The following is a 22077-nucleotide window of genomic DNA, read 5'->3' on the forward strand; positions in this document are numbered from 1 at the left end:
GTCTCCAGGAGGAACAGCATGCATTCTCGTAAGGTGATCGCCGCACTCGCCCTGGCCGGAGGTCTGGTGGCGCCGATGGCGTTGGCCGCGCCCCCGGCGGCCGCCATGGCCGGCTCGTGCCGCGTGGAACTGCACGACATCGACGCCGGCAACGTGGCCGACCGGGACGGCCGGGACGAGCTCCGGTTCCTGGTCGATGGGAACCTGTTCCCCAGGATCAACGCCAACTACTTCGGCATGAACGCCGGTGACGACGGGAATCCCGGCGACTTCGAAGACCCGACCTCGATCATCCTGAACACCCAGGACGTGGTCTTCGACCTGCGCGAGGCCGACGGCCCGATCTGGGGACAGGGCGACCGGCTCGGCACGGTGACCGCCCTCGGCAGCACGTGCGCCGGGCTCGCCACGGGCGCGACCAGGACCATCACCAGGACCCTCACCGGGACCGAGCAGACGGCGTACTCGTACGTGGTCAGCCTTGAGATGACCGCTCTGTAACCGCCCTCGGAGCTGAGGCCGCGCTGCCGCCGCGGGGCAGCGCGGCAAGAGCATCGGCGGCGCGGCCGTCGTCGACGAGGCCATGCTGTCGATGGCCCTGCACCTGCGCGGACAGAACCTCAGCCTGCGCGACATCGCCGCCCGGCTCGTCATCACCACGGGCAAGCGGAAAGGACGGCACCCATCGCCGACGGCCGTCTTGCGCATGCTCCGTGACCACGACGCCAGGACGGGTTCTTGGGATTATCCGGTCGAAATTGAACGATAAGCCTCCGCCGCAGGTCAGAAGGTTGCGGGCTGAGGCGTCGCGGACGAACTGATCTCGGTTTGGGCCGGAACTCAGTAGTAGGCCACGTTCACGGCCAGGGCGGCCGCCGCCAGCGTGAAGAACACGGACCAGGCGCCGAAGTGGTGGTCACGGGCCCGCAGGTGAACGCAGAACGCGCCGAGGAAGTACAACACGAGGCCGGCGGCGGCGAGCAGGCCCAGCACCGGAACGGCGAACCCGGCCAGCAGTCCCAGCGAGCCCGCCGCCAGCATCACGCCCAGCGGGAGCATCCAGGAACGGGGCACGCGAAGCTGGTCCGCCTGCTTCTTGGGGTATTCATGGCCGATGAAGTTGGCGATGGCGGCCAGGCCGGCGACGGCCGAGGCGAGGAGAGTGATCACAAGGTAGGCGGCGAACACGATGGTCCCCTTGTCCGTGAGAGTGATTAGGCCGGTTGCGCACTACACGGACGAGATGAGCTGCCGGGAACGTGACATGCCCCGGTGTGATATGGGTCACGGCTCCGCCGGCCGACGCCAGGGACGACGTCACATCGGTTGAGCACCAGGTGCATGAGGTGGTGAAGGTCGCCCACCTGCGGTGCCCAACGAGCTGGTCAGACGATCGTTCCGACGTGGGAAGCAGACCCCGGCACCATCACACCGTGTCGACACGGGCCAGCAGCGCGGCCGCCTTACTCGCACCGCTCCCCTCACCGCAGACCGATGTGTTCGTGGCGAGCAGGCGGGTGCTGGCGGCCGCGGTGAAGTGCGGCGCGTGCGACGGGCCGGTCGAGTTCACCGTCCAAGCGACCGCCTCGATGCGACCCTGCTGGGTCTGCTCGTTCAACACGCTCACCGCCGCCGACGCCGTCGTACCGCTCGCGGCCACCGTCGTGTCCGCCGTGGCGGCGTACTGGATGCTTGCCTGGCCGATCTGGATCCCGGCCTCCTTCAGGGGTCCAACCCACATACGCCCAAAACCCACATTCGATCTTGCTGGACTGCTGATGTACCGGATAACGCACCCGAGTCGCGCGGCGACCGTTCCGATGAACCCCCGGGTCGCCGACACTTTGGCGACGGCTATGTACCGGATAACAGCCCCTTATCCGGTACATGCGCCCTGGAGCGCTCTCGACATCCCAGGTCACCCCTCACCAGGGGAAACACCCGTTCATGATCCACCGAATGTGGGTTTTGACCTTATGTGGGCTGGACCCCTACAGTAGTTGCAGCAGCGACAATCTGTTCGCTTACGGAGACGAAGGAGGTGAGTTGATGACTGTCGTGGAGACCACCGCTGTGCGCGGTGCCCGGACCATCCTCACTTCCCGGGCCTCGTCCTGACCTTCGCCTGCCTTCCTCCCTGTTGGGAGTAGTCCCGGCACGCCTGCCGTCCGGCGGGGCCCCCTTTCAAGGGTCTCCACGTTGTTTCATCAACGCACTTCACACCGATCTTCTCTCTCTTCTCCTGCGCGCGTTCTGACCCTGGCCGACTACGGCTGGGACGCCGAACGTGAGCGTTCCTTCACCCCGTCGCGGGCCGCCGGACTGGTTCCGGGCCGCGTGGTGCGGGCCGAGCGCGGCCTGTGCGACGTCGTCGTCGAGACCGGGCCCGTCCGCGCGGTGGTCGTCCCGGGCACCGGTGACCGGGTGGCCGTCCGGCCGGCCACCGCGGCCGTCTCCGCCACCGTCGTCGAGGTACTGGAGCGCCGGACCGCCGTGGTCCGCTCCACCGCGTCGCGCGACTCCCAAGGCCAGGTACTGGCCGCGAACGTCGACACCGTGGCGGTGACCGTCTCGCTCGCCGACCCGCTCAAGCACGGGCGGATCGAGCGGATGCTCACCCTGGCCTGGAAGAGCGGCGCCACGCCCGTGGTGCTCACCAAGGCCGACCGGTCCACCGACGCCGCGTCGGCGGCGTCCGAGGTGGCCGAGGTCGCACCGGGTGTGGAGGTGCTGGTCACCAGCGCCGCCACCGGCGAGGGCATGGACGCCCTCGCCGCCGTCCTGTCGGGCACGGTCGTCCTGCTCGGGCCCTCGGGCGCGGGCAAGTCCACCCTCGGCAACCGACTGCTGGGCGAGAACCGCCTGGCCACCCGCGCGGTACGCGACAGCGACGGCAAGGGCCGGCACACCACCGCCTGGCGGGAGCTGCTGCCGCTGCCCCACGGCGGATTCCTGCTGGACACCCCGGGCCTGCGCGGTGTGGGCCTGCACGATGCCGACGAGGGCCTGGACCAGACCTTCGCCGAGATCACCGAGCTGGCGCGGGACTGCCGCTTCGCGGACTGCGCCCACACCATCGAACCGGGCTGCGCCGTCCTGGCAGCCATCGACGACGGCCACCTCACCCGGCGGCGCCTTGACAGCTACCACCGGCTTCAGCGCGAGAACGCCCACGCCGCCTCCCGCACCGACGCGCGGCTACGTGCCGAGCTGGAGCGGCCGAAGAAGCACGGCGCGCGCCTGCGACGCGCCATCAAGCAGTCCCCGAACTTCAAGGCATGACGGAAAGGAATCTGGTCATGGACCTTCCCCGCATCTTCACCATCCGCGAGAGCGGCCACCGCATCCACGACCCGCTGACTCCCGAGAAGCTCGCCGCCCTGGGCGAGGCGCTCCATCTCGCCCCCGGGACACGGGTGCTCGACCTGGCCAGCGGCTCGGGCGAGATGCTGTGCACCTGGGCACGCGACCTGGGCTTCACGGGCACCGGGGTGGACATCAGCACGCTCTTCACCGCCCAGGCCCAGGCCCGCGCCGCCGAACTCGGCGTCGCCGACCGGGTCGAGTTCGTCCACGGCGACGCCTCCGGCCACGTCGCGGACCAGCCGGTCGACCTGGCCTGCTGCGTCGGCGCCGCTTGGATCGGGAACGGCGTCGCCGGAACGGCCGAGCTGCTCAGCCGCAGCCTCCGCCCCGGAGGCCTGATGCTGATCGGCGAGCCCTACTGGCGGCGGACCCCTCCGGACGAGGAGACCGCCAAGGCCTGCCACGCCACCAGCATCGCCGACTACCTGCCGTTGCCCGGCCTGATCGAGCAGTTCGGCGACCTCGGCTACGACGTCGTGGAAATGATGCTGGCCGACCAGGACAGCTGGGACCGGTACGCCGCGGCCCAGTGGCTCACCATGCGCCGCTGGCTCGACCAGAACCCCGACGACGAACTGGCCCCCCAGGTACGCGCGGAGCTCACGGCCGAGCCCGCCCGCTACGCGCGCTACACGCGTGAATACCTCGGCTGGGGAGTCTTCGCCCTCATGAAGCGCTGACGCTCCCGTCCCGTGCGGGGCCCGGACACCACACCATCCGGGCCCCGCACGGGGCACGTCGTCACCGCGGCATGGCGTCGGCGGCACGAGCGAGGCGAACACCCGCTCCCCCTCTCCAGGCCCTGACCGGCCTTTGAGGAGTCTGAGTTAGAAATTGGCGCTAGCCGGTGGGCACTCGGAGAGCGGAGCTAGCTCGGGGTCGCGGTCTGCTCGTCGGCGTCGGCGTCGGCGTCGGCGAGGGCGCGGTAGACCGAGGCGACCGACGGGTTTTGGCCGGCGATGCTGATCAGGGTGCCACCGCCGACTGTCCGGGAGCAGGGGCATCATGGCGTGCCGGCCGCCGAACGGATCGCCGGCGGGGTCGGGCAGGTGCTGGGGCATGCGAAGTGCCGCCTCTCGATTGGCCCCGGCAGGAACGCGGCCTGCCCGCAGAAGGCGACAACTCTCAGGATGACACTCCGTAGCGGGTGGCGATCGCGGCGGCGCGGTTGCGCAGGGAGTTGCGCAACCACTGCGGGGCCAGGGCCTCCGCGTTCGTGGTGAGCTGCCACAGCGCCCATTCGGCGTGTCTCGGATCTTGGAAGGTCACCTCCAGCCGCAGCCAGCCGTCTGGGTCGGCTTCTTCGGCGCGGACGGCCAGCACAGTGCCCACCAGGTCCTCCCGCCGCGTCGGGTCCACCCGTACCAGCACGGTGACTTGGTCGCCGCCGGTCCGAAACTGCGTGCTGCGTTCCTGCCAGGCCCGGTCCAGATCGACCCGGTCTGGTCGCTGTGCGGGTTCGGCGAGTTCCTTGGCGGCCAAGACCCGGGACAGCCGGTAGGTGCGGTCCGCGCCAGACCTGGTGGCCAACAAGTAGCCCCGGTCGCGTACGGTGACCAGGCCGATCGGGTCCACCGTGCGCCACTTCGGGGTCTGGTCCACAGCCGCGTAGTGGATGCGCAGCTTGTGTCCGGCGAACACCGCGCGCAGGACCTCGGCCGCTATGGCGTCAGGCACCTCCTCAGCGACCAGCCGACGCGAGAGGAGGTCGGCCTCCGGGTCGATGAGCAACCGCTCGGCCGCGCCGGCCGCGGTGTCCCGATAGCTTTCGGGTAGCGCGTCAACCACCTTGAGCATCGCCGAAGCGAGCGCCGAGCCGAGGCCGAATGCCTGCGCGCCGCGCCGCGATCCGGCGACCAGCAGGGCAAGGGCCTCGTCGTGGTTCAGTCCGGTGAGCTCGGTCCGGAAACCGGGCAACAACGCGAAACCGCCGTGCCGGCCGCGTTCGGCGTAGACCGGGACGCCGGCCGCGGACAGCGCCTCGATGTCGCGCAGCACGGTGCGGGTGGATACCTCCAGCTCACGGGCCAGCGCGGCCGCGGACAGCCGACCGTGCTGCCGCAGCAGCAGCACCAGCGAGACCAACCGGTCGGCGCGCATACGAAAAACCCTACAGGGATACACGACACAAGATGTCGTGATTTGCCGGGAGGCTTATCAACACGACGTCAAAGACGGTGGCTACCGAGCCGCTGGACGTACGTAATGTCGACGAATCGAATGGAGCTGATATGGCAGTGGAGCGAACGGCGGTCAACCCGTGGCCGTGGTCGGTGGAGCTGGGCTACAACCAGGGTGAGATCGTCTCCGGGCACACCCGGACCCTGTACTGCTCCGGGCAGACCGCGATGAGCGGCGACGGCAAGCCCCAGCATGCCGATGACATGGCGGCGCAGTTGGCGCTGAGCCTCGCCAACCTGGAGGCCGTGCTCGGCGAGGCCGCCATGTCCCTCGCCAACCTCGTCCGGCTCAACGTCTACACCACCGACGTCGATCTGCTTTTCCAGCACTACGGCGTGCTGGCGTCGCGGTTGGGCGCCGCCGGGGTGGCACCGTCCACCACGATGCTCGGGGTGACACGGCTGGCGATCCCCGACCTGTTGGTCGAGCTTGAGGGAACCGCCGTCGCGTGATGTGACCTCGCCGCCTCCGGCAGGGCTGCCGGAGGCAGCACGAGTAGTAGGCAGGTAGGTGATTTCCGGTGCTCAGGATGGTGACAATCGGCGTCTATGGCTTCGGCGGCGAGTCCTTCCTGCAACGACTGCGGCATGCGGACGTTCGTCTGCTGCTCGACGTACGCCAGCGCCGCGGTGTCCGCGGACCCGAGTACGCCTGGGCGAACTCACGCCGGCTGCAGGCGGCCCTCGCCCATGCTCGGATCGCCTACGAGCACCGCCCCGAGCTCGCCCCAACCACCGAGTTACGCCAGCTCCAGTACGCCGAGGATGACCGCCAAGGGGTCGGCAAGCGCTCGCGCCGCGAACTCGCCGCCGAGTACACCCGCCGCTACATCACCGAGATCCTCGACCGCGCCGACCTCACGCCGATCGTGTCGGAGCTGCCGAGCAGTGGGACCGCAGCGCTGCTCTGTGTCGAGCGCGACTCTGAGGCCTGCCACCGCTCGTTGATCGCCCAGCGGCTGACCGAGCAGCACCGCGTCACGATCGAGCACCTGCGCCCGTTGTGACGCGTGAATTCCTAAGCCTGCAGGCCGACGTCGATCGCCCCAGAGCTTCCACCTGGGAGGCGGCACGTCCCACCCGTTCGACAGCGACTGGAAGACCTGGGACGTCCTCTTCAAGATCGTCGAATTGGAGATCGGCGCATAAGCACGCGGCTCAAGATGCGCGCGGCGGTACTCAGCACGCCAGCAGGTCGTCCAGTTCGGCCGCGAAGAGCTGGGCGGGGTCGAATCGCATGCCGGTGAAGTGGCCGGCGAGTTCCAGGGACAGGACACCGTGCAGCCGGGTCCAGAAGCTCAGGGCCCGGTGCAGGACCGCGGGCGGGGCGGGGTGGCCGGCTGCCCAGTCGCGGTGGTCTGCCAGGTGTGCGTCGAACGGCGTTGCGGGACTGTCCGATGGCAGCGCCGTACAGGCGTCGAGCAGGATCGCCATGGTCTCGGATGAGATGAGCGTGATGTCGTCGGGCGCGTGGTAGCCGGGGACGGGGGTGCCGTAGATGAGGAGGTATCGCTGGGGGTCCTCCAGCGCCCAGGCGCGCAGGGTGTGCGCTAGCGCGGCCAGGTCGGCGCCTGTGGTGGAAGCCGAGCGGAGAGTGTCGGCGAGGCTTCGGTAGGCATCCCTGATGAGTTCGGTGATCAGCTCGTCGCGGCTGGCGTAGTAGCGGTAGAGCGCGGGTCCGCTCATGCCCATCTGCTTGGCGATCGCATTGAGGGAGAGCGCGGACGCTCCCGTCGTGGCGATCTGCTCCCACGCGTGTTCCTTGATCTCCGCACGCACCTGAGCGCGGTAGCGCTCGCGGGGGGTCTTCGTCTTCGTCTCCGTCATGACTTGCCGCCTTCCCCGCCCATGAAGCTACATCGTGAAGATTTGGTTAGAGGGTATCACGAACCCTATTGACACTCCCGGCTCCGGATAGTTATAACTTCTAACGTAAGCATGAGGATATAGCGATCGGCACGGGTTCACCGCCGCGCACCCGGCAGATGAAGGGAAACGCCATGACCACCGCCTCCAAGCCACTCGTTCACACCGGCCGGCGCACTCCGCGGGCGGTGACCATCTCCTCCTGGGCGGTCCCCGTGATGGTGCTCGGCCAGTTCGCCCTGCTGGCGATCGTCCCGGTCGCGATCGCGCTGGTCGGCGCGCTCCGCCATGCCCGCGACCGGACGGTTCGCTGGGCGGCCGCGCTTCTCGCCGTCACGTACGCGATCCCGCTCGTCGTGTGGCTGACGCGGCCCGACGCTGCGCCGAGCCTATCCAAGGACATTCACCCCGCCTTCGTCGGATTGATCGTCGCCGCGTCCGCCGTACTCATCGTGGCCATCCTGCGAGACCACCGGCGCTGAAGAAGCGCACCCGCCCCCGGGGCGGGACCCCGTTCGCTCCCGCTCACCCAACGAAAGGAACACCATGTTCAGCAACAACCCGCTGCACACACGAACCGTCCGCCCCCTGACCAGGACGCGCATCACCACGCTCACGATCTCGCTGACCGTCGCCGCCGTCCTCGCGGGCAACGTCCCGGCCGCACAGGCCGCCACCGCGCAGCCCCGGGCCACCCACCACGGCGGGAGTCTTCAATGCCGCGGGGACGGCGTCGACCCCACCGCCAAGATCCGGTACCGGGCCGAGACCTTGATCAATGCGCCGCTGAGCACCATCTGGAAACTGCAGACCGACGTGGAACGCTGGCCGTCGTGGCAGAAGCCCGTCACCAGCATGAAGCGCCTGGACCCGGGCCCGCTCCGCAAGAACTCGCGGTTCCGGTGGACTACCCCGGCGCCCGCCACTCCCATCAGCCCGCCCACCACGCTGGTCATCACCTCCACCGTCCGGCAACTCCAGCACCACAAGTGCATCCGCTGGACCGGGCCCGCGATCGGCAAGGGACTACGCATCGACCGTGGCGTCCACGTCTGGACCTTCACCCAGGTCAAGGGCGGTGTCCTGGTACGCACCGAGGAGACCCATGCCGGCGACCAGATCGAAACAAACGTGCCCCTCGCCACCGACTTCCTCGGAAAAGGTCTCGAGGCCTGGCTGCACGACCTGAAGGCCACCGCCGAAGCCCGCACCGGCGACCAGCCCCGCACCCACCGCTGACACACGACAACCACGGTCCGGGAATATGCCGCAGGTATCTCGCCCGGGCCCCGAAGCACGTATCACCAAGAAGGGCCTTACCCCTCACCCCGCAGGTCTGAGGCAGGGCCCTCGCTCATGGCGCGGTTGATGTGGGGCATCTCCCCGCTCGGACCGGTCCGGTCGGATCCACGGGCACGGCCGGGCTTCACCAAGGCCGACCTCCATATCGACCGGCAGGCCCGTACTGGTCTTACGCGTGAGTTTTGCTGCCAGGATTCGCGTCATCTTCGGTACCAATTAGTGATCTTCGAGGTGTGTTCGGAGAATGAGTTTTGGTACCAGGTTTGAGGAGCATCAGGTGAGAAGTGTTCGTAGTCCGACCGTGCTGGGTAAGAGATCGGGCCTGCGCGTTCTGATGCGCTTATTACGGCGCGGAGGTCCCTCGGTGTGGTCACCGCGGAATCGTCCTGGGCCCGTGCGCCGATACATCCGCCAGCTCCGCCACGCCCATGCCACCGAACTCATCAACGCCGGCGTCCCCATCGAAGTCGTCCGCCTCGGCCACGCCTCCACCGAGACCACCAAGCTGTACACCCTCCTCGCCGACAACGTCGCCGACGCCGCGACCGCGCAAACCGCTGATCAGCCCGCAATTCCAGGGCACCACCAGCATCAAGCTCCGTAGCGGTATCCGGGTTCCGCCTGCGTAAGCGGAGACTCGGGTGGTGGTCTGCAGGTCGTCGACGAAACCGGCGCGGTGGGCTGATCTGCCGAGCGACCTTGTGAGGCAGCGGGGACTCAGCGACGTGGGTCCGGACCCTCGGTGATGCCCCAGGTCTCCGCGAGCCGGCCGTTGTCGATGCGGAAGATCTCGATGAGCATGGGCCGGACGTCGCTGCCCTGGGCTGCCATCCCCTCGACGGACGAGCGTACGGCGACCTTGTCGCCGTCGATCAGGATGTCGTCGGCGAGAACGCGCATGGCCGGGAACTGGGCGACGACCTGGCGCCAGGCCTCCTTGCCCGCTTCGAACCCGGTGGCACCGAGCGGGTGGTTGAGGAAGTCGGGGGTGAACAGGTCGGCTGCCCGGTCGAACTGCCGGGTGTTGAAGCATTCCTGCATCCGCAGCACCAAGGCGCTGGCTTCCTCGCGTGTGGTCATCGGAGTGACCTCCTCGTGTTCGGTGGGACTGGTCATGGTGAGACGACGCGCTTATAAACGGGGCGACGCCCCGCTTATATGAGGCAGCATACGGGGCGTCGCCCCGGTTAAGCTAGGGGTGAGATGTCCAGACGAACGCCTGAACACCCTTCAGCCGAGCCACCGACGACTCCCGGGAACGACCGGGAGCTACGGGCCGACGCACGCCGCAATCGTGAGCAGGTACTGCGGACCGCGCAGCACCTGTTCGCCTCACAAGGCCTCGGCATCTCGCTCGACGAGATCGCCCGCCGCGCGGGTGTCGGTCCCGGCACCGTCCACCGGCACTTCCCCACCAAGGAAGCGCTGTACCTCGCCGTCTCGATCGACCAGATCAGACAGCTGGTAACAGAGGGAGAGGCGCTCACCGGCACCGACGATCCGGCCGCCCTGTTCACGCTGCTGTCCCGGATGATGGCCTCGGGCGCGGAGAACGCAGCGGTGAAGAGCGCACTCACGGCCGCCGAGTTCGACCTGCGCGATGCCGCTCCGGACGCCGCAGCAGACCTCACGCACCAGGTCGCACGCCTGCTCGATCGCGCCCATCGCGCCGGCGTCGTACGCCACGACGTCACAGTCGACGAGGTGATGGCAATCGTCGCCGGCACCTTCGCCGCGATCCGCCACGCCGACGCGGACACCAGCCGCGAACGCTCCGCACACATCGCCCAGATCATCCTCGACGGGCTACAGCCCCAGCCCCGATAGCAAGGCCCCGAGACATCCAGCGGACCCTCGCCCCGACCACCGCTCCACCCGTCACCAGGCCAAGGACCTCCACCCCGACGACGTCGCCAACGCCAGATCCGCGCGCGGTCTCCTCCAGGTCCGTGTCTGCGGACGCCTGGATCACAGTACTCATCAGGTGTGTCCTCCTTGATCAGGAGTTAGACCGTTTTTTCTACAGTCCCGGCATGCCGGGTAGCGGCGGTCAAGAAGCAACTCGAAGCTGCACCGTGACCGGACCACGGACCACATCGGAGCCACTCGTCTAGGGAGCATCGGCGCCCGCCGGCACGACCGTGCTCACCATGCTGCGGAGCCCGTCGCGCCAACTGATTCTGGAAATGGGGCCTCCGACGAGCTCACGGAGCTTGCCGACGTCGGGGCACATGCCTTTGATCGCCATCTCGGTGGTGAAGAACGTGACCTTCCTGCCGACCAGCTGGGCGAGGTAGCCGCTCCACTCGGTGATGCCGACCGGTTCGTCGCCACCCCAGTTGACGATGACGGGAGGGTTGTCCGCCGCGCCGAGCAGCGCGGGCAGCGTGCGCACCATGTCATCGACGTGAATGGGGGCGAAAACGTCAGGGAAGTCCGGATACACCCCGACCGGCTCGTTCTTGAGGATGTTCATCAGATGGACCCACGGAAAACCCATGGTGTCGCTGTAGGGGACGTTCAGCCGGGCGATGGTCGTGGGGATACCGAACAGCCGCGCACAGGTGCGCACGACCGCCTCACCGGCGATCTTCGAGACGCTGTAGGTCGGGTAGACCGCGCGCATGTAGTCACCGAGAGGATGGTCCTCGCACCGCGGCTCCGGGTGTGCCTCGTACACAACGGTCGACGAGCAGTGCAGGAACGACTCGACGCCCCGATAGTGCGACATGAGCAGTCCGGCCGCCTCGGCGTTGTTCCGGAAGGCCCGCTCGAAGTCCGGCTCCGCGAAGATGTCCGCCGCGAAATGCAGCACATGGTCGACCTCGGGCAGGTCCGACAGGTCGTCCGGACCGACGGCCCCGAGGTCGGCGACGATCGGCCGCACGCCGCGGGCTTCGAGCTCGTTCTTCGCCCCCGGATCGGTGAAGCGCGCCAGGCCCCATACCTCGTTGTCGGGAGCGAGGGCAGCCGCGAACGCGGATCCGATCGATCCACTGGCACCGGTGACGAGGATCCTCTTCCCGCTGATCACTGTGTCTCCATGACGGTTCGGGTATCTGCCGGGACCGGCGCGGAACGGCGGATGAGCAGGGCGACGACGCCGCCTGCGGCGATGGTCAGGCCGAGGGCCAGATAGGCGCCGTCGAAACCGTCCGGGCTGTAGATCGGCCGGCCCTGCACGATCCGGCCGATGTTGGAGTTCAGCACCACGAACACGACCGACGTGATGATCGATGCGATGAGGGTGCGGCTGACCTCCACGATGCTTGAGCTGATCACCTGCCGCTCCGGGGGAACCGACTCGATGACCAGGTTCGGGATCGCCGCGGCACCGATGCCCAGCCCGAGGCTCGCGACCGCTGTCGCGCCGAGAAGCAGGCCATAGTCGCCCTTGTAGAGGGCCGAACCGACCACGCCGACGACCATCAGTACCGCCGAGACGATGAGGTGCAGCCGGGCTCCGTGCCGGGCGGTCACTCCCACGATCAGGCCGCCGGCCACCAGGCCGACTCCTGAGATGACACCGAAGATCGCGTACTGGGTCGCGGTCAGTCCGAAGCCGTAGCCACCGCCCAACTCCCGCGGCGTCATCGTCAGCATCGGCAGCACCAGCCCCACCGACGCGCCCGCGCCGTAGACCAGCCCGCCCGCGCCCACGATCGGCAGCAGGCTGCGGCTGCCCAGGAGCCGGAGATCGATCAGCGGCTGCGACGTGCGGGTGGCCTGGACGATCCAGCCGGCGAGGAGGGCCAGGCCGGCCAGGACCAGGACAAGCACCGAGGTGCTGAGGAACCCGATCTCCGGGGCGAAGCTCACCCCCAGCAGCACGGCCGCGACGCCGAATCCGAGCAGGGCGGCGCCGACGAAGTCGGGCTTGGATTCCGGGGCACGGACGGATGTCTGGGGCATCGCGATGACCGCGAGCGTCAGCAGGACGGCGGTCAGGACGGCCAGGAACCAGAAGACTCCGGCGACTCCGTAGCCGTCGATCAGCCAACCTGCGAGGAATGGCTGGCCGATCACGACCAGTCCCGTGCCGGTCACGGTTACCGACACGGCGAAGGTGACCAGCCGTGGTGGGAAGAGGTCACGGATCAACGAGTAGCAGAGGAAGGCCAACGCGAACGAGGCGCCCTGCAGGACTCGGCCGATGATGAACACCCAGAACGTCGGCGCCACGGCGGAGAGCACCGAGCCTGCGATCGTGAGAGCAAGCACCCAGAGCAGCAGCTTCTTCTTGCCCGCGAGGTCGGCGAGTTTGCCGATCAGCGGCATCGACACGGCGGCGGCGAGGAATGATGCGGTCATCGCCCAGCTGCTCTGGGTGGTCTGATACTCCGCACTGATCGCCGGTAGTGCGGTTGCGACCAGGCTCGCGGAAACCGGGATGACCTCGGAGACGAGGACGAGGACCAACAGCCTGCTGACCCAGCGAACGGACCAGCTCTCGTCAGCCGCGCCCCCAGGCGTGAGCGTCCCTGTCGTATTCATCGTTGAATCTCCAAGAAGTGCGGAAAGGGGGTGGAGAAGCTCAGCCAGAGGCGACCGCCCGGCCCGCGCGCCTGCCGAAGAAGGTCGAGTCGCCGAGCGAGGTGCCGCTGCAGTACCCCCAGGCGGGGATGCCGCTGGTGGTACGTCCCGCGGCGTACAGGCCGGGGACCGGGTCACCGTCGAGCGAGAGGACCTCGCCGTGAACCGACGTGTGCAGGCCGCCGGTGGTGAAGATCGAGAACATCGCGTTCCGGAGGTCGAGCACCCCGTACGGCGGCTTGAGCGGCCTGAGCCACCGGGCCGACTTGTGGCAGACCGGATCCTCGCCCTTCTCGGCGGCTGCGTTGTACAGCCCGACCGTGGCGGTCAGCGCCCCTGGCGCCAGCCCCATCTCGGTCTCCAACTCGGCGAGGTCGTCCGAGACCCAGGTCGGCTCGACCACGTACCCGGACGCCTGCTGCGTCTCCTCATTGGCTGTGTCGTCGTAGAGCAGGAATATCTGCCGGTCCTGACGGAACAGCGAGGCCTGCCCGACCCGACCCGGGTAGCCGTCCTCGTTGATGAACCGGTTTCCATGCCGGTCGAGCAGCAGCGACCGGTAGAGCAGCGCCGGGTCGGCGGGGAAGGCCGTCTGACCGGCCTCCATGTGCCGGACCGCCGCGCCGACCGCCTGGCCCATCCGGATGGCTGAACCGTCGTCGCCGTCGGTGCCGGTGAGGTGGTTGCCGAGCAGCCTCGGGGAGTGCTGGGCGAGCATCGCCTCGTTCGCTCCGAACCCGCCCGCCGAGAGCACCAGCCCGCGCCGTGCCTTCACGAACGACCGCTCGCCGAACGTCACCATCTCCGCCCCGACCACCCGGTCCCCGTCGACGACCAGGCGCCCTACCCGGGTGTTGTAGTGCGTGTGCACACCCGCGTCCGCCGCGGTGTCCGCGAGGTGCTTCATCAGCACCCAGCCGGCTGACTGCTCCCCCGGCTTCTTGTTGGTCATGGCCGGAACGTGGCCCCGTGGGGCGGGCGCCGCGATGTCCGCGAACGGGTAGGCGTTCTCTCCGCCGGTGAACATCAGCCCGTACCCGCTCGGGGCCTCCCACGACGGCTCGGTCCACAATCTCGGCTCGAACGGCACACCGCACCGCACCAGCCAATCGAAATGCTCAAGGCTGTTCTCGCAGTACACGGCCAGCTTGGCCTCATCCGGGTCCGGACCGGTGGCCGCTCTGAGGAAAGCGAACATCGCCTCCACGGTGTCCTCGACGCCGCAGGCCCGCTGAATCGGCGTCCCGCCCCCCAGGTAGATGGACCCACCCGCCATCGCGGTGGCGCCACCCCAGCCACCGGCCGCATCGACCGCGTGGACATCGGCGCCGCCGGCCGCCGCCTCGATCGAGGCACTCGCACCGGCCGCCCCGAAACCGACAATAAGAACATCCGTCTCGAAAGCCCAGTCTCCGACCTCGGATGCCTGGAGGGGAGCCACCGAACTCACACCACCACCGCCTCGGCGGCAGGGAGCACAAGATCCATGATCAGCAAGCTCGACACTCCTTCTGGATGAGGTTGCGTTGTGCGAGGAACAGTACAAAGCAGTGGCGGTGGCACAGATGCGGATCCCGGTGAGTGGGAGGCGAGATTCGAGACCACCGCGGTCGTCCAGCCTGTCCCCCACAGCGGAAGGCTGAGCACACCGGAACCGGGGCGGCCGTTGATGTCGATGGCTCGGCCTCCGGACCGATCGTGCCGAGCGAGAGGTCAGCGGAGCTCACGGGCCACCGTCCAGCCGACGTCCTTGGTCCGTGCCGGAAGCGCTCCTGCGACGCCGACGCCGCGTCAGGTGTCGGCGAGCCCCTCATGAGCTCTCCCGGTGAGTGGGAGGAGCGGTGGCCGCTTTCTCAGCGGAGTACCTAGCATCACGCCCCAGCGGCGACCGAGCGTCGCATCCGTGGGCGTCCCCGCGGGATTCCTCATCGAAGAGAAGGCGGAAATCACCGATGACGACAGTCGAGATCGCACCGAAGGTGAGCCGTGGCGCCTACGAGTTGACCTATCGCGAGGCCGGCACCGGACCCGTGGTGGTCATGCTGCACGGTTCGGGCCCCGGTGTCTCCGGCATGTCGAACTTCGCCGCCAATCTGGCACCTCTGGCCGAGACGTTTCGGACGATCGTCATTGACATGCCCGGTTTCGGTGACAGCCCCGAAGTGCCCTATACCCGCCCGTATCCGGAGCACGCGGCCGACGCCGTCGTCTCCCTGCTCGACGACCTGGGCATCGCCAAGGCCCACCTGGTCGGCAACTCGATGGGAGGCTTCGTCGCACTGGAGACCGCGTTCGCCTACCCCGACCGGGTCGATCGGATGCTCATGATGGGCCCCGGCGGGATCGCGGCCGAGATCTTCGCCCCGCCGATGTCGGAAGGGGCTCGACGGCTGTTCGATTTCGTCGCCTCTCCCTCCCCGGTCGCCATGCGGGCGTGGGTGGACACCATGGTCTCCGACCCGGCCGGCGTGTCCGAAGAGTTGATCCGGGAACGCACCGACCGCGCACTCGCGCCCGGCGCGATCGACCGGATGCGCAACATCTTCGGCAGCCTCACCATCCCGTCCGTCCACGGTCCGATGTGGACGCGAACCGGGCAGATCCACCACCGCACGCTTGTCACCTGGGGCCGTGACGATCGGATGCTGCCGCTGGAGGGAGCCTTCTTCGCCACCCGGCGCATGCCCAACGCCGACCTGCACATCTTCTCCAACTGTGGCCACTGGGCCCAGGTGGAGCGCAAGGCGGCGTTCGAGGCGCTGGTCCGCGACTTCTTCACCGCAGCCTGATCCGACCACACCCCGCACCACACGCAGAAGCAGGGACCCACCATGTACCCAACACACCCCGTCCTGGACGCCATCGCCGACTTCTCCGACGAGCTGCGCCGCCTCGAAACCGAGTCGTCCGAGCTGCGCAGGCTCTCACCCGAGGTGGTGAAGAAGTTCCGCGAGATCGGCGTCATGCGGATCATCCAGCCTGCCCGCCACGGCGGCTACGAGGCCGACCCCCGCGTGTTCAACGAGGCGATGTACGCGATCTCGCGTGCCTCCGGTTCGGCCGGCTGGGTCACCGGCGTCGTCGGAGTGCACTCCTGGCACATCGGCCTGTTCCCCGACAAGGCGCAGAAGGAGGTGTTCGGCGCGGACCCGGACACCTGGATCAGCTCCTCCTACGGCCCGGCCGGCACGGCAAAACAGGTGCCGGGCGGGCACGTGCTGACCGGCCGCTGGAGCTTCTCGTCGGGCAGCGACTACTGCGACTGGGTCTTCGTCGGCGGCCTCGTCACCGATGACACGGGCGGCCCGCCCGAGTACCGGCATTTCCTCCTGCCGCGCTCCGACTACGAGATCGTCGATGTCTGGCACGCGTCCGGGCTCGTCGGCACCGGCAGCAACGACATCGTCGTGACCGAGCAGTTCGTGCCGGAGCACCGCTCACTCAACGTGTCGGACACCCTTGAGCGCAACGTCCCGGGCAAGGAGGTCAACACGGGCGCGCTGTTCAACCTGCCGTGGTTCGGAGTACTGCTGAACTCGGTAGTGGTACCACTGATCGGCATCGCCTCATCCGCGCTGGACGAGGCGTTGCGGGTGCACCGCGACAAGTTCGCGGCCAACCCGAGAATGATGCCCGGTGATCTCACGCTGACGCGGTTCGCGGAAGCCTCCGGCGAGATCGACCTCGCGCGGGACATGCTGCTGCGCAACCTCGGTGACCTCTACGAGACCGCTCTCCGGGGCGAGGACCCGACACCCGCACAGCGCATGCGCGGCAAGCGCGACCACATGATCGCGGTCGGAATGGCCGTCGCGGCCGCCGACAAGGCCTACCAGAGCGGCGGGCCGCGGTCGATCAAGACCACCAGCCTGATTCAGCAGCTCTGGCGCGACGTGCACGCCGGCGAGCACCACGCCATGAACCTGCCCGACGGGACATATCCCGTCTACGGCCGCTACCTGGTCGAAGGCGACGCACTGTTGCCGAGCATTCCCGGTGCCTACTGATCCGAGCACGTCCTACCCGAAAGGGATCCCACCACAATGCCCATCCATTCACTCGGCTACCTCCGCATCAACGTCACCGACGTCCAGAAATGGCGCAGGTTCGCAGGTGAGTTCCTGGCCCTCCAGGAGGTCTCCGGCCCGACCGAGGGCGCACTTCACTACCGCATCGACGATTTCCAGCACCGGCTCGCCCTGATCCCCGCCGAGAGTCCGGGCCTGCAGGCCGCCGGTTTCCAGGTCACCCACGTCCGAGACCTTGAGGCCGCGATCCAGAAGCTGGAGACGGCCGGCGTCACCGTCACCCGCGGCGGCAAGGAGGAGTGCGAGGCCCGCCGGGTGAGCGGCTTCGCCGCCTTCACCGACCCGAGCGGCAACCCGATCGAGCTCTTCCACGGACCGAGGTTCGATCACTCCGAGGTGCGGACGCCCGGCGTGTCGAGGTTCGTGACCGGTGACCTGGGGATGGGGCACATCATCCTCAACGTCACCGACGTCGAGGCCGCCTACGCCTTCTACGTGGACCTGCTGGGCTTCACCGAGCGCAACACCACCGAGACACCCGCCGGCATGCTGTACTTCCTGGGGTGCAACGCCCGCCAGCACACGCTCGGGCTCGCGCCCTCATCCGGTCCCGGCCTGCTCCACTTCATGTTCGAAGGCGGCAGCCTCGACGACGTGGGCCGGGCGCTCGACCGCGCGTACACCCTCGGGGTCCCGATGATGCAGTCGTTGGGTCGGCACACGAACGATCACATGGTGTCGTTCTACGTCTGGTCCCCTGACCTGCACGCCGTCGAGTTCGGCTATGACGGTGACCGGGTCGATATCGACGCCCCCAGCTACGACATCACGGAAGGCGCGTTCTGGGGGCACCGTTTCACTCCACCGCCCGCGCCTTCGGCCTGATCGGGTCGACCGGCGGCGGCCGAACCCCCGGTCGCCGCCGACGCCCACTTTCCACTCCCCCGACGCACGTACCTCGCACCGCTGGGCGCGGGCGTGTCGAGCACACACCCGCTCGTCGCGGTACGCCGTAAGTGCGCCCTCGGCGACGTCTTCGGTCGGCGGGCTGATCGTGGACAAGAAGTTCGGCGAGATGCGCCGCGAGGACGGCACCACGATCCGCGGCCTGTACGCCGCCGACCGCGATGCCGTCGGAATCTGCTCGCTCTGCCACGTCGGCGGGCTTTCTCTCGCCGACTGCGTCTTCATCGCCGCGACGGCAGCCGACTGTCTGGATCCATGACGCTTTCGAGGCGGTTCGGATCCCTGCCTGGGGCGCGCCCGCCGGACGGACGCGTGGTCAGCTCCAGTCCCACTTGTGACCCCAGTAGCTGTCGGCGGTGATCTCCTCGGCGGTGTAGGAGGTCTCGTCGACGAGCATCCCCTCGCAGCCGACCTCGAGGTCCCAGCGGCCGGGGGTGCGCACGTAGAAGGAGACCATCTTGTCGTTGGTGTGCCGGCCCAGCGTCGAGGAGATGTGGTAGCCGCCCGCCGTGACGCGGTCGAGGGCCTGGCCGACCTCGTCGAGGGTCTCGCACTCGACCATGATGTGCACCAGCGCCGGCGCCTTGAGGTCCGGGGTCGGCATGATCGCCAGGCTGTGGTGCCGGGCGTTGACACCCATGAACCGCAGCCGGACCGGGCCGTACTCGGGCGGCGCCGGAAGGCGGAACGCCCCGCGGGGCAGGAAGCCGAGGGTCTCGGCGTAGAACCGGTGGTCGCCGTCCAGGTCGCTCACCGGCACCACCACGTGGCCCAGGCCAAGCCGCCCGGCGACGAAGCGGTTGCCGAACTTCGTCGCGATCGGGCTGTGGTCCAGCGCGGGACCGTGGAAGACCTCCAGCGGAGTTCCGCCCGGCGTCTGGAAGGCGATCCCCGCCTCGACCCGGCGGGTGTCGGCGTCCTCCAGCGACAGCGGCTTCGTCGCGATCCCGGCCGCCTCGACGGCCGACTGCACGCGCCGCAGCGCCAGGTGGTCGCGGACCTCCCAGCCGACGGCCTCCACCCGGTCCTCCTCGCCGGGCAGCAGCACGATGCGGGCGTGCCGCTCGTCCATGCGCAGGTACAGCGCGTCGGATTCGGGGCCGGTGCCTTCGGCGAATCCGATCGTGTCGAGGGCGAACGCGCGCCACGCGTCCAGGTCCGTGGCCCGGACTCGCACGTAGCCCAGCGAGCTGATGTCGGTCATGCCATCTCTCCTGAATCGATCGAGGTGTTGGTCGAGATCATCCGGCGCGGGGATCAGATCAGCATGCGCAGCGCGCCCTGCGGTTCGACCCCCATCTGGGTCAGTGCCGTCGCGTGGTAGGTGTTGCCGGGAATGTGGATGGCGTGCTGCAACCCGACGTGCGCGTCGCGCCAGAACCGCTGCATCGGGTTGTTGCGGCGCACCGCGTTGCCGCCGGACCGCGCGAAGATCTCGTCGACCGCCGACACCGCCCGCCACGCGCAGCGAACCTGGTTGCGCCGGACCAGGGCCCGATCCGCGAAAGTGATCGGCTTTCCGGAGTCGGCGAGGTCGTAGAGCCGGCTGATGCCGTCGAGCAGTTGCAGCCGCGCGGCCTCGATCTCGGACGCGGCCTCGGAGATCGCGTACAGCGTGTACGGGTCGTCCTTCACCTTCGTGCCGGAGGCCGTCACCCGGTCCCGCTGGTAGTCCAGGTGCGTGGCGAGCGCGCCCTCGCAGATACCGATCACCGCCGAGGTGATGCCCAGGGGGAACATCGACCAGAACGGCAGCCGGTACACCGTCTCGGTCCGGCCGGCCCGCTCGGCCGCGAGTTCGCCCTCGGCGACCTCCGCGGCGTCGATCGTCCGGTAGGCCGGAATGAACGCGCCGTCGACGATGACGTCCTTGCTCCCGGTCCCGCGCAGCCCGATGACGTCCCAGGAGTCCTCGACGATCGTGTAGTCGGAGCGGGGCAGCACCACGTGCAGTCCCTTCATCGGCTGCGCGGGCTTGCCCTCGGCGTCTCCGAGCAGCGCGCCGAGGAAGATCCAGTCGCAGTGGTCGGTGCCCGAGGAGAACTGCCAGTGGCCCCTGAGGATGTACCCGCCGTCGGTCGGCGTCGCCACCCCGCTGGGCATGTACGGCGAGGCGATCCACGTGTTCGGATCGGAGCCCCACACCTCCTCCTGCAGCCTGCGGTCGCACAACGCCATCTCCCACGGGTGCACTCCACCGACCCCGCACACCCAGCCCGTCGAGCCGCACGCCTTCGCCACCGCCATCACCGCCTCGGCGAAGTCCCGGGGATGCGCCGCGTATCCCCCGAAGTCGGCCGGCTGCAGCAGCCGCATCACTCCGGCCTCGCGGATCAGCTTCACGCTCTCGTCGGACAGCTTGCCCAGGCGCTCGGTCTCGTCCGCGACCGCGGCCAGCCGACCGGCGATCTCCTCTACTCGGGAAACAACTTCATGCGCCATCAAGGCACCTCCGGACTGAATCTGAGAGGGTCGCAACCCGCCGTTTCTGCGGCGGCTCGCTGACGCTAAGCCGCTTTCGACCACCGGGTCACGGCATATCCCGCTGGCCGGGACTGCGCGAGGGGGTACGGCGGGCGGGCCCGTCGTACGCGGCGGGAATGTGTCGGCGCGCACCGCACGGCTTCGGGAAAAGCGGAGATCAGCCGCCGCACCGATGCGGGCGGCGGCCGTGGGCGAGTGGTGGCCCGGGCAGCGCCGGCGGCCAGGGTCCGCTCACCGGGACGTGGCGGCGGAAGGGTTCTGGGCGCGGTGACGGGCGGCGGGAACCGGCCCGGTCACCGATTTCCGGAGTACGGTGCCAGGAGCAGTCGCGCGCCCAGCCGGACGTCGGCCTCCGCCCTCGACAGGGTCGTCTGGCCCCCGAGGGTCGAGACCAGCGCGCCCCACCAGCAGTGCGTGAGCAGCCGCACCACGCTCAGATCCTGCCTGTTCGGCTCCTCTGCCCCGATGATGCGCAGCAGAATGCGGCCGAGCTCGGACTCCGTCGGTTCGACCTCGTCCATCGTTGCCGCGACATAGGTGGCGCTGGTGGCCTGGAACATCGTGGCGGCCAGTATCGGCCGCAGCAGCAGATGGCGGCTCAGCCCCACCAGGAGGTCGGTGACCTGGTCGACGAGGTCCTCGTCCTCGCCGGGCCGCCGACTTTCGTCGAAGGCGCTGATCTCCGCCTGGAAGACCGCGGTGAACAGCGCGTTCTTGGAAGGGAAGTACCGATAAAGGGTCGCGATCGCCACGTCGGCGTCCTTGGCGACCTCGTGCATCTGCACCACGTCGATTCTCTTGCGGGCGCCGAGCGCGGCCGCGGCGTCCAGAATGCGCTTGTGCCGGGCGATCTGGCTCTTCGAGGTCGGTGACGCCGGAGCCCGTGCTTCGGCGATTCTCGCCACGAATCCCCCTTGTCTGCTCTGTCCACTCCCGAGCGAACCGTGTGCGGGTACCGATCTCAGGATATCGGCCGCCCAACGGACATAGGCTCCACCGCGTCATCGGAGTGGAGCCCATGTCTTCAACGTCCCTTGTGCCGAGTGGTCGGCGGGGGCGGCCTCGTCAGCCGTCTCAGAGGTCGGGAACCGGGATGGCCCCGAGGCGGACGGAGTTCTCGATGCTGTCGCGCAGTCGTGTGCAGGTCGGAATGAGACCCCGGTCGGCATGCCGATTCAACTCGACGCACTGCTCGGTTTCGGTGGTCCACTGGACGAGCGTGTGCGCCAGGCTGTGCTTCTTGACCAGGACGCACGAGCCGCAGCTGCTGCAGGACACGGGGCGCACGGAATATCTCCTCGGTTGCGATCACTGACGTTCTTGACGGTGGTGGCGCATCGTCGCGAGGCGGC

The 22077-nt window shown here is 68.5% G+C and carries 26 protein-coding genes; 14 read left to right on the forward strand and 12 right to left on the reverse strand.

Annotated elements, in window-relative coordinates; translation table 11 throughout:
- Positions 1-18 precede the first annotated feature (18 nt).
- Both ABZU75_RS28630 and ABZU75_RS28635 read left to right on the forward strand, forming a co-directional pair.
- Positions 19-501, forward strand: coding sequence for a hypothetical protein (locus ABZU75_RS28630; protein ID WP_355560549.1), 483 nt, complete (start codon positions 19-21; stop codon positions 499-501).
- Between the two features lie 82 nt (positions 502-583).
- A complete protein-coding gene (locus ABZU75_RS28635) occupies positions 584-769 on the forward strand; it encodes a hypothetical protein (protein WP_355560551.1) in 186 nt (61 codons plus the stop codon).
- A gap of 71 nt (positions 770-840) precedes the next feature.
- Here ABZU75_RS28635 and ABZU75_RS28640 read toward each other — a convergent pair whose 3' ends face one another.
- Together ABZU75_RS28640 and ABZU75_RS28645 are read right to left on the reverse strand one after the other, a co-directional pair.
- A complete protein-coding gene (locus ABZU75_RS28640; protein WP_355560554.1) occupies positions 841-1188 on the reverse strand; it encodes a DoxX family protein in 348 nt (115 codons plus the stop codon).
- A 238-nt stretch (positions 1189-1426) separates the two neighbouring features.
- Positions 1427-1741 carry a hypothetical protein gene (locus ABZU75_RS28645; protein ID WP_355560557.1) on the reverse strand — a complete coding sequence of 105 codons (315 nt, stop codon included), beginning with the start codon at positions 1739-1741 and terminating at the stop codon, positions 1427-1429.
- Between the two features lie 458 nt (positions 1742-2199).
- On the opposite strand from ABZU75_RS28645, the gene rsgA reads away from it, so the two are divergent.
- Both rsgA and ABZU75_RS28655 read left to right on the forward strand, forming a co-directional pair.
- The gene (gene rsgA / locus ABZU75_RS28650) at positions 2200-3282 is read left to right on the forward strand and encodes a ribosome small subunit-dependent GTPase A (protein ID WP_355560560.1); all 1083 of its coding nucleotides are present in this window, start codon (positions 2200-2202) and stop codon (positions 3280-3282) included.
- A 17-nt stretch (positions 3283-3299) separates the two neighbouring features.
- The gene (locus tag ABZU75_RS28655) at positions 3300-4046 is read left to right on the forward strand and encodes a methyltransferase domain-containing protein (RefSeq protein ID WP_355560563.1); all 747 of its coding nucleotides are present in this window, start codon (positions 3300-3302) and stop codon (positions 4044-4046) included.
- Between the two features lie 445 nt (positions 4047-4491).
- Here the strand turns inward: ABZU75_RS28655 and ABZU75_RS28660 are convergent, their stop codons facing one another.
- Positions 4492-5466, reverse strand: a complete 975-nt coding sequence (locus ABZU75_RS28660; protein ID WP_355560566.1) for a WYL domain-containing protein — start codon at positions 5464-5466, stop codon at positions 4492-4494.
- A gap of 137 nt (positions 5467-5603) precedes the next feature.
- On the opposite strand from ABZU75_RS28660, the gene ABZU75_RS28665 reads away from it, so the two are divergent.
- Both ABZU75_RS28665 and ABZU75_RS28670 read left to right on the forward strand, forming a co-directional pair.
- Complete coding sequence (locus ABZU75_RS28665) at positions 5604-5999, forward strand: RidA family protein (RefSeq protein WP_355560622.1); 396 nt, start codon at positions 5604-5606, stop codon at positions 5997-5999.
- A gap of 77 nt (positions 6000-6076) precedes the next feature.
- A complete protein-coding gene (locus tag ABZU75_RS28670) occupies positions 6077-6553 on the forward strand; it encodes a DUF488 domain-containing protein (protein WP_355560569.1) in 477 nt (158 codons plus the stop codon).
- Between the two features lie 172 nt (positions 6554-6725).
- On the opposite strand, the gene ABZU75_RS28675 is transcribed toward ABZU75_RS28670, so the two are convergent.
- Positions 6726-7373, reverse strand: coding sequence for a TetR/AcrR family transcriptional regulator (locus ABZU75_RS28675; protein ID WP_355560572.1), 648 nt, complete (start codon positions 7371-7373; stop codon positions 6726-6728).
- 173 nt (positions 7374-7546) lie between these two features.
- Here ABZU75_RS28675 and ABZU75_RS28680 point away from each other — a divergent pair, with 173 nt between their 5' ends.
- The 3 genes from ABZU75_RS28680 (at position 7547) to ABZU75_RS28690 (ending at position 9318) form a co-directional block, all read left to right on the forward strand.
- Complete coding sequence (locus ABZU75_RS28680; protein ID WP_355560575.1) at positions 7547-7894, forward strand: hypothetical protein; 348 nt, start codon at positions 7547-7549, stop codon at positions 7892-7894.
- A gap of 64 nt (positions 7895-7958) precedes the next feature.
- Positions 7959-8651 carry an SRPBCC family protein gene (locus ABZU75_RS28685; protein ID WP_355560578.1) on the forward strand — a complete coding sequence of 231 codons (693 nt, stop codon included), beginning with the start codon at positions 7959-7961 and terminating at the stop codon, positions 8649-8651.
- A 457-nt stretch (positions 8652-9108) separates the two neighbouring features.
- Positions 9109-9318, forward strand: a complete 210-nt coding sequence (locus ABZU75_RS28690; RefSeq protein WP_355560581.1) for a tyrosine-type recombinase/integrase — start codon at positions 9109-9111, stop codon at positions 9316-9318.
- Between the two features lie 113 nt (positions 9319-9431).
- On the opposite strand, the gene ABZU75_RS28695 is transcribed toward ABZU75_RS28690, so the two are convergent.
- Positions 9432-9794 (reverse strand): ester cyclase, encoded by a 363-nt coding sequence (locus tag ABZU75_RS28695; RefSeq protein WP_355560584.1) that lies wholly within the window; start codon positions 9792-9794, stop codon positions 9432-9434.
- 123 nt (positions 9795-9917) lie between these two features.
- On the opposite strand from ABZU75_RS28695, the gene ABZU75_RS28700 reads away from it, so the two are divergent.
- A complete protein-coding gene (locus ABZU75_RS28700) occupies positions 9918-10541 on the forward strand; it encodes a TetR/AcrR family transcriptional regulator (RefSeq protein WP_355560587.1) in 624 nt (207 codons plus the stop codon).
- A 283-nt stretch (positions 10542-10824) separates the two neighbouring features.
- Here the strand turns inward: ABZU75_RS28700 and ABZU75_RS28705 are convergent, their stop codons facing one another.
- Genes ABZU75_RS28705 through ABZU75_RS28715 form a run of 3 tightly spaced genes read right to left on the reverse strand, consistent with a single transcriptional unit; the run spans position 10825 to position 14697 of the window.
- Positions 10825-11748, reverse strand: a complete 924-nt coding sequence (locus tag ABZU75_RS28705; protein ID WP_355560590.1) for an NAD(P)-dependent oxidoreductase — start codon at positions 11746-11748, stop codon at positions 10825-10827.
- On the reverse strand, positions 11745-13208 hold the full coding sequence (locus tag ABZU75_RS28710) for an MFS transporter (RefSeq protein ID WP_355560593.1): 1464 nt from the start codon (positions 13206-13208) through the stop codon (positions 11745-11747). Before ABZU75_RS28710 ends, ABZU75_RS28705 begins: the two co-directional genes overlap by 4 nt.
- A gap of 40 nt (positions 13209-13248) precedes the next feature.
- Positions 13249-14697, reverse strand: a complete 1449-nt coding sequence (locus ABZU75_RS28715; protein WP_355560596.1) for an FAD-dependent oxidoreductase — start codon at positions 14695-14697, stop codon at positions 13249-13251.
- A 502-nt stretch (positions 14698-15199) separates the two neighbouring features.
- Between ABZU75_RS28715 and ABZU75_RS28720 the strand changes: the two genes are divergently transcribed.
- The 4 genes from ABZU75_RS28720 to ABZU75_RS28735 all read left to right on the forward strand — a co-directional run bounded on the left by ABZU75_RS28720 (position 15200) and on the right by ABZU75_RS28735 (position 18500).
- Positions 15200-16036, forward strand: a complete 837-nt coding sequence (locus tag ABZU75_RS28720) for an alpha/beta fold hydrolase (protein ID WP_355560599.1) — start codon at positions 15200-15202, stop codon at positions 16034-16036.
- 42 nt (positions 16037-16078) lie between these two features.
- The gene (locus ABZU75_RS28725; protein WP_355560602.1) at positions 16079-17254 is read left to right on the forward strand and encodes a flavin-dependent monooxygenase; all 1176 of its coding nucleotides are present in this window, start codon (positions 16079-16081) and stop codon (positions 17252-17254) included.
- A 36-nt stretch (positions 17255-17290) separates the two neighbouring features.
- Positions 17291-18160: a VOC family protein gene (locus tag ABZU75_RS28730; protein ID WP_355560605.1), complete on the forward strand. Its 870-nt coding sequence runs from the start codon at positions 17291-17293 to the stop codon at positions 18158-18160.
- Positions 18161-18329: 169 nt separating this feature from the next.
- Positions 18330-18500: a hypothetical protein gene (locus tag ABZU75_RS28735; protein ID WP_355560607.1), complete on the forward strand. Its 171-nt coding sequence runs from the start codon at positions 18330-18332 to the stop codon at positions 18498-18500.
- A gap of 57 nt (positions 18501-18557) precedes the next feature.
- Here the strand turns inward: ABZU75_RS28735 and ABZU75_RS28740 are convergent, their stop codons facing one another.
- From ABZU75_RS28740 to ABZU75_RS28755, 4 genes are all read right to left on the reverse strand, one after another.
- Positions 18558-19445, reverse strand: a complete 888-nt coding sequence (locus ABZU75_RS28740) for a VOC family protein (protein ID WP_355560610.1) — start codon at positions 19443-19445, stop codon at positions 18558-18560.
- A gap of 53 nt (positions 19446-19498) precedes the next feature.
- Positions 19499-20683 carry an acyl-CoA dehydrogenase family protein gene (locus ABZU75_RS28745; protein ID WP_355560613.1) on the reverse strand — a complete coding sequence of 395 codons (1185 nt, stop codon included), beginning with the start codon at positions 20681-20683 and terminating at the stop codon, positions 19499-19501.
- 335 nt (positions 20684-21018) lie between these two features.
- Positions 21019-21630, reverse strand: a complete 612-nt coding sequence (locus tag ABZU75_RS28750; RefSeq protein ID WP_355560616.1) for a TetR family transcriptional regulator — start codon at positions 21628-21630, stop codon at positions 21019-21021.
- A 169-nt stretch (positions 21631-21799) separates the two neighbouring features.
- Positions 21800-22012: a hypothetical protein gene (locus ABZU75_RS28755; RefSeq protein ID WP_355560619.1), complete on the reverse strand. Its 213-nt coding sequence runs from the start codon at positions 22010-22012 to the stop codon at positions 21800-21802.
- Between the last annotated feature and the right edge of the window lie 65 nt (positions 22013-22077).

This window comes from Streptosporangium sp. NPDC005286 (assembly GCF_040607515.1).
Taxonomy (GTDB): domain Bacteria; phylum Actinomycetota; class Actinomycetes; order Streptosporangiales; family Streptosporangiaceae; genus Streptosporangium.

Bases quoted from the DNA above. Each gene is read 5' to 3' on its own strand.
- ABZU75_RS28630 (WP_355560549.1), top strand. From the start codon at position 19: ATGCATTCTCGTAAGGTGATCGCCGCACTCGCCCTGGCCGGAGGTCTG.
- ABZU75_RS28635 (WP_355560551.1), top strand. From the start codon at position 584: ATGCTGTCGATGGCCCTGCACCTGCGCGGACAGAACCTCAGCCTGCGC.
- ABZU75_RS28645 (WP_355560557.1), bottom strand. From the start codon at position 1,741: ATGTGGGTTGGACCCCTGAAGGAGGCCGGGATCCAGATCGGCCAGGCA.
- ABZU75_RS28655 (WP_355560563.1), top strand. From the start codon at position 3,300: ATGGACCTTCCCCGCATCTTCACCATCCGCGAGAGCGGCCACCGCATC.
- ABZU75_RS28660 (WP_355560566.1), bottom strand. From the start codon at position 5,466: ATGCGCGCCGACCGGTTGGTCTCGCTGGTGCTGCTGCTGCGGCAGCAC.
- ABZU75_RS28670 (WP_355560569.1), top strand. From the start codon at position 6,077: ATGGTGACAATCGGCGTCTATGGCTTCGGCGGCGAGTCCTTCCTGCAA.
- ABZU75_RS28675 (WP_355560572.1), bottom strand. From the start codon at position 7,373: ATGACGGAGACGAAGACGAAGACCCCCCGCGAGCGCTACCGCGCTCAG.
- ABZU75_RS28680 (WP_355560575.1), top strand. From the start codon at position 7,547: ATGACCACCGCCTCCAAGCCACTCGTTCACACCGGCCGGCGCACTCCG.
- ABZU75_RS28685 (WP_355560578.1), top strand. From the start codon at position 7,959: ATGTTCAGCAACAACCCGCTGCACACACGAACCGTCCGCCCCCTGACC.
- ABZU75_RS28695 (WP_355560584.1), bottom strand. From the start codon at position 9,794: ATGACCACACGCGAGGAAGCCAGCGCCTTGGTGCTGCGGATGCAGGAA.
- ABZU75_RS28700 (WP_355560587.1), top strand. From the start codon at position 9,918: ATGTCCAGACGAACGCCTGAACACCCTTCAGCCGAGCCACCGACGACT.
- ABZU75_RS28710 (WP_355560593.1), bottom strand. From the start codon at position 13,208: ATGAATACGACAGGGACGCTCACGCCTGGGGGCGCGGCTGACGAGAGC.
- ABZU75_RS28720 (WP_355560599.1), top strand. From the start codon at position 15,200: ATGACGACAGTCGAGATCGCACCGAAGGTGAGCCGTGGCGCCTACGAG.
- ABZU75_RS28725 (WP_355560602.1), top strand. From the start codon at position 16,079: ATGTACCCAACACACCCCGTCCTGGACGCCATCGCCGACTTCTCCGAC.
- ABZU75_RS28730 (WP_355560605.1), top strand. From the start codon at position 17,291: ATGCCCATCCATTCACTCGGCTACCTCCGCATCAACGTCACCGACGTC.
- ABZU75_RS28740 (WP_355560610.1), bottom strand. From the start codon at position 19,445: ATGACCGACATCAGCTCGCTGGGCTACGTGCGAGTCCGGGCCACGGAC.
- ABZU75_RS28745 (WP_355560613.1), bottom strand. From the start codon at position 20,683: ATGGCGCATGAAGTTGTTTCCCGAGTAGAGGAGATCGCCGGTCGGCTG.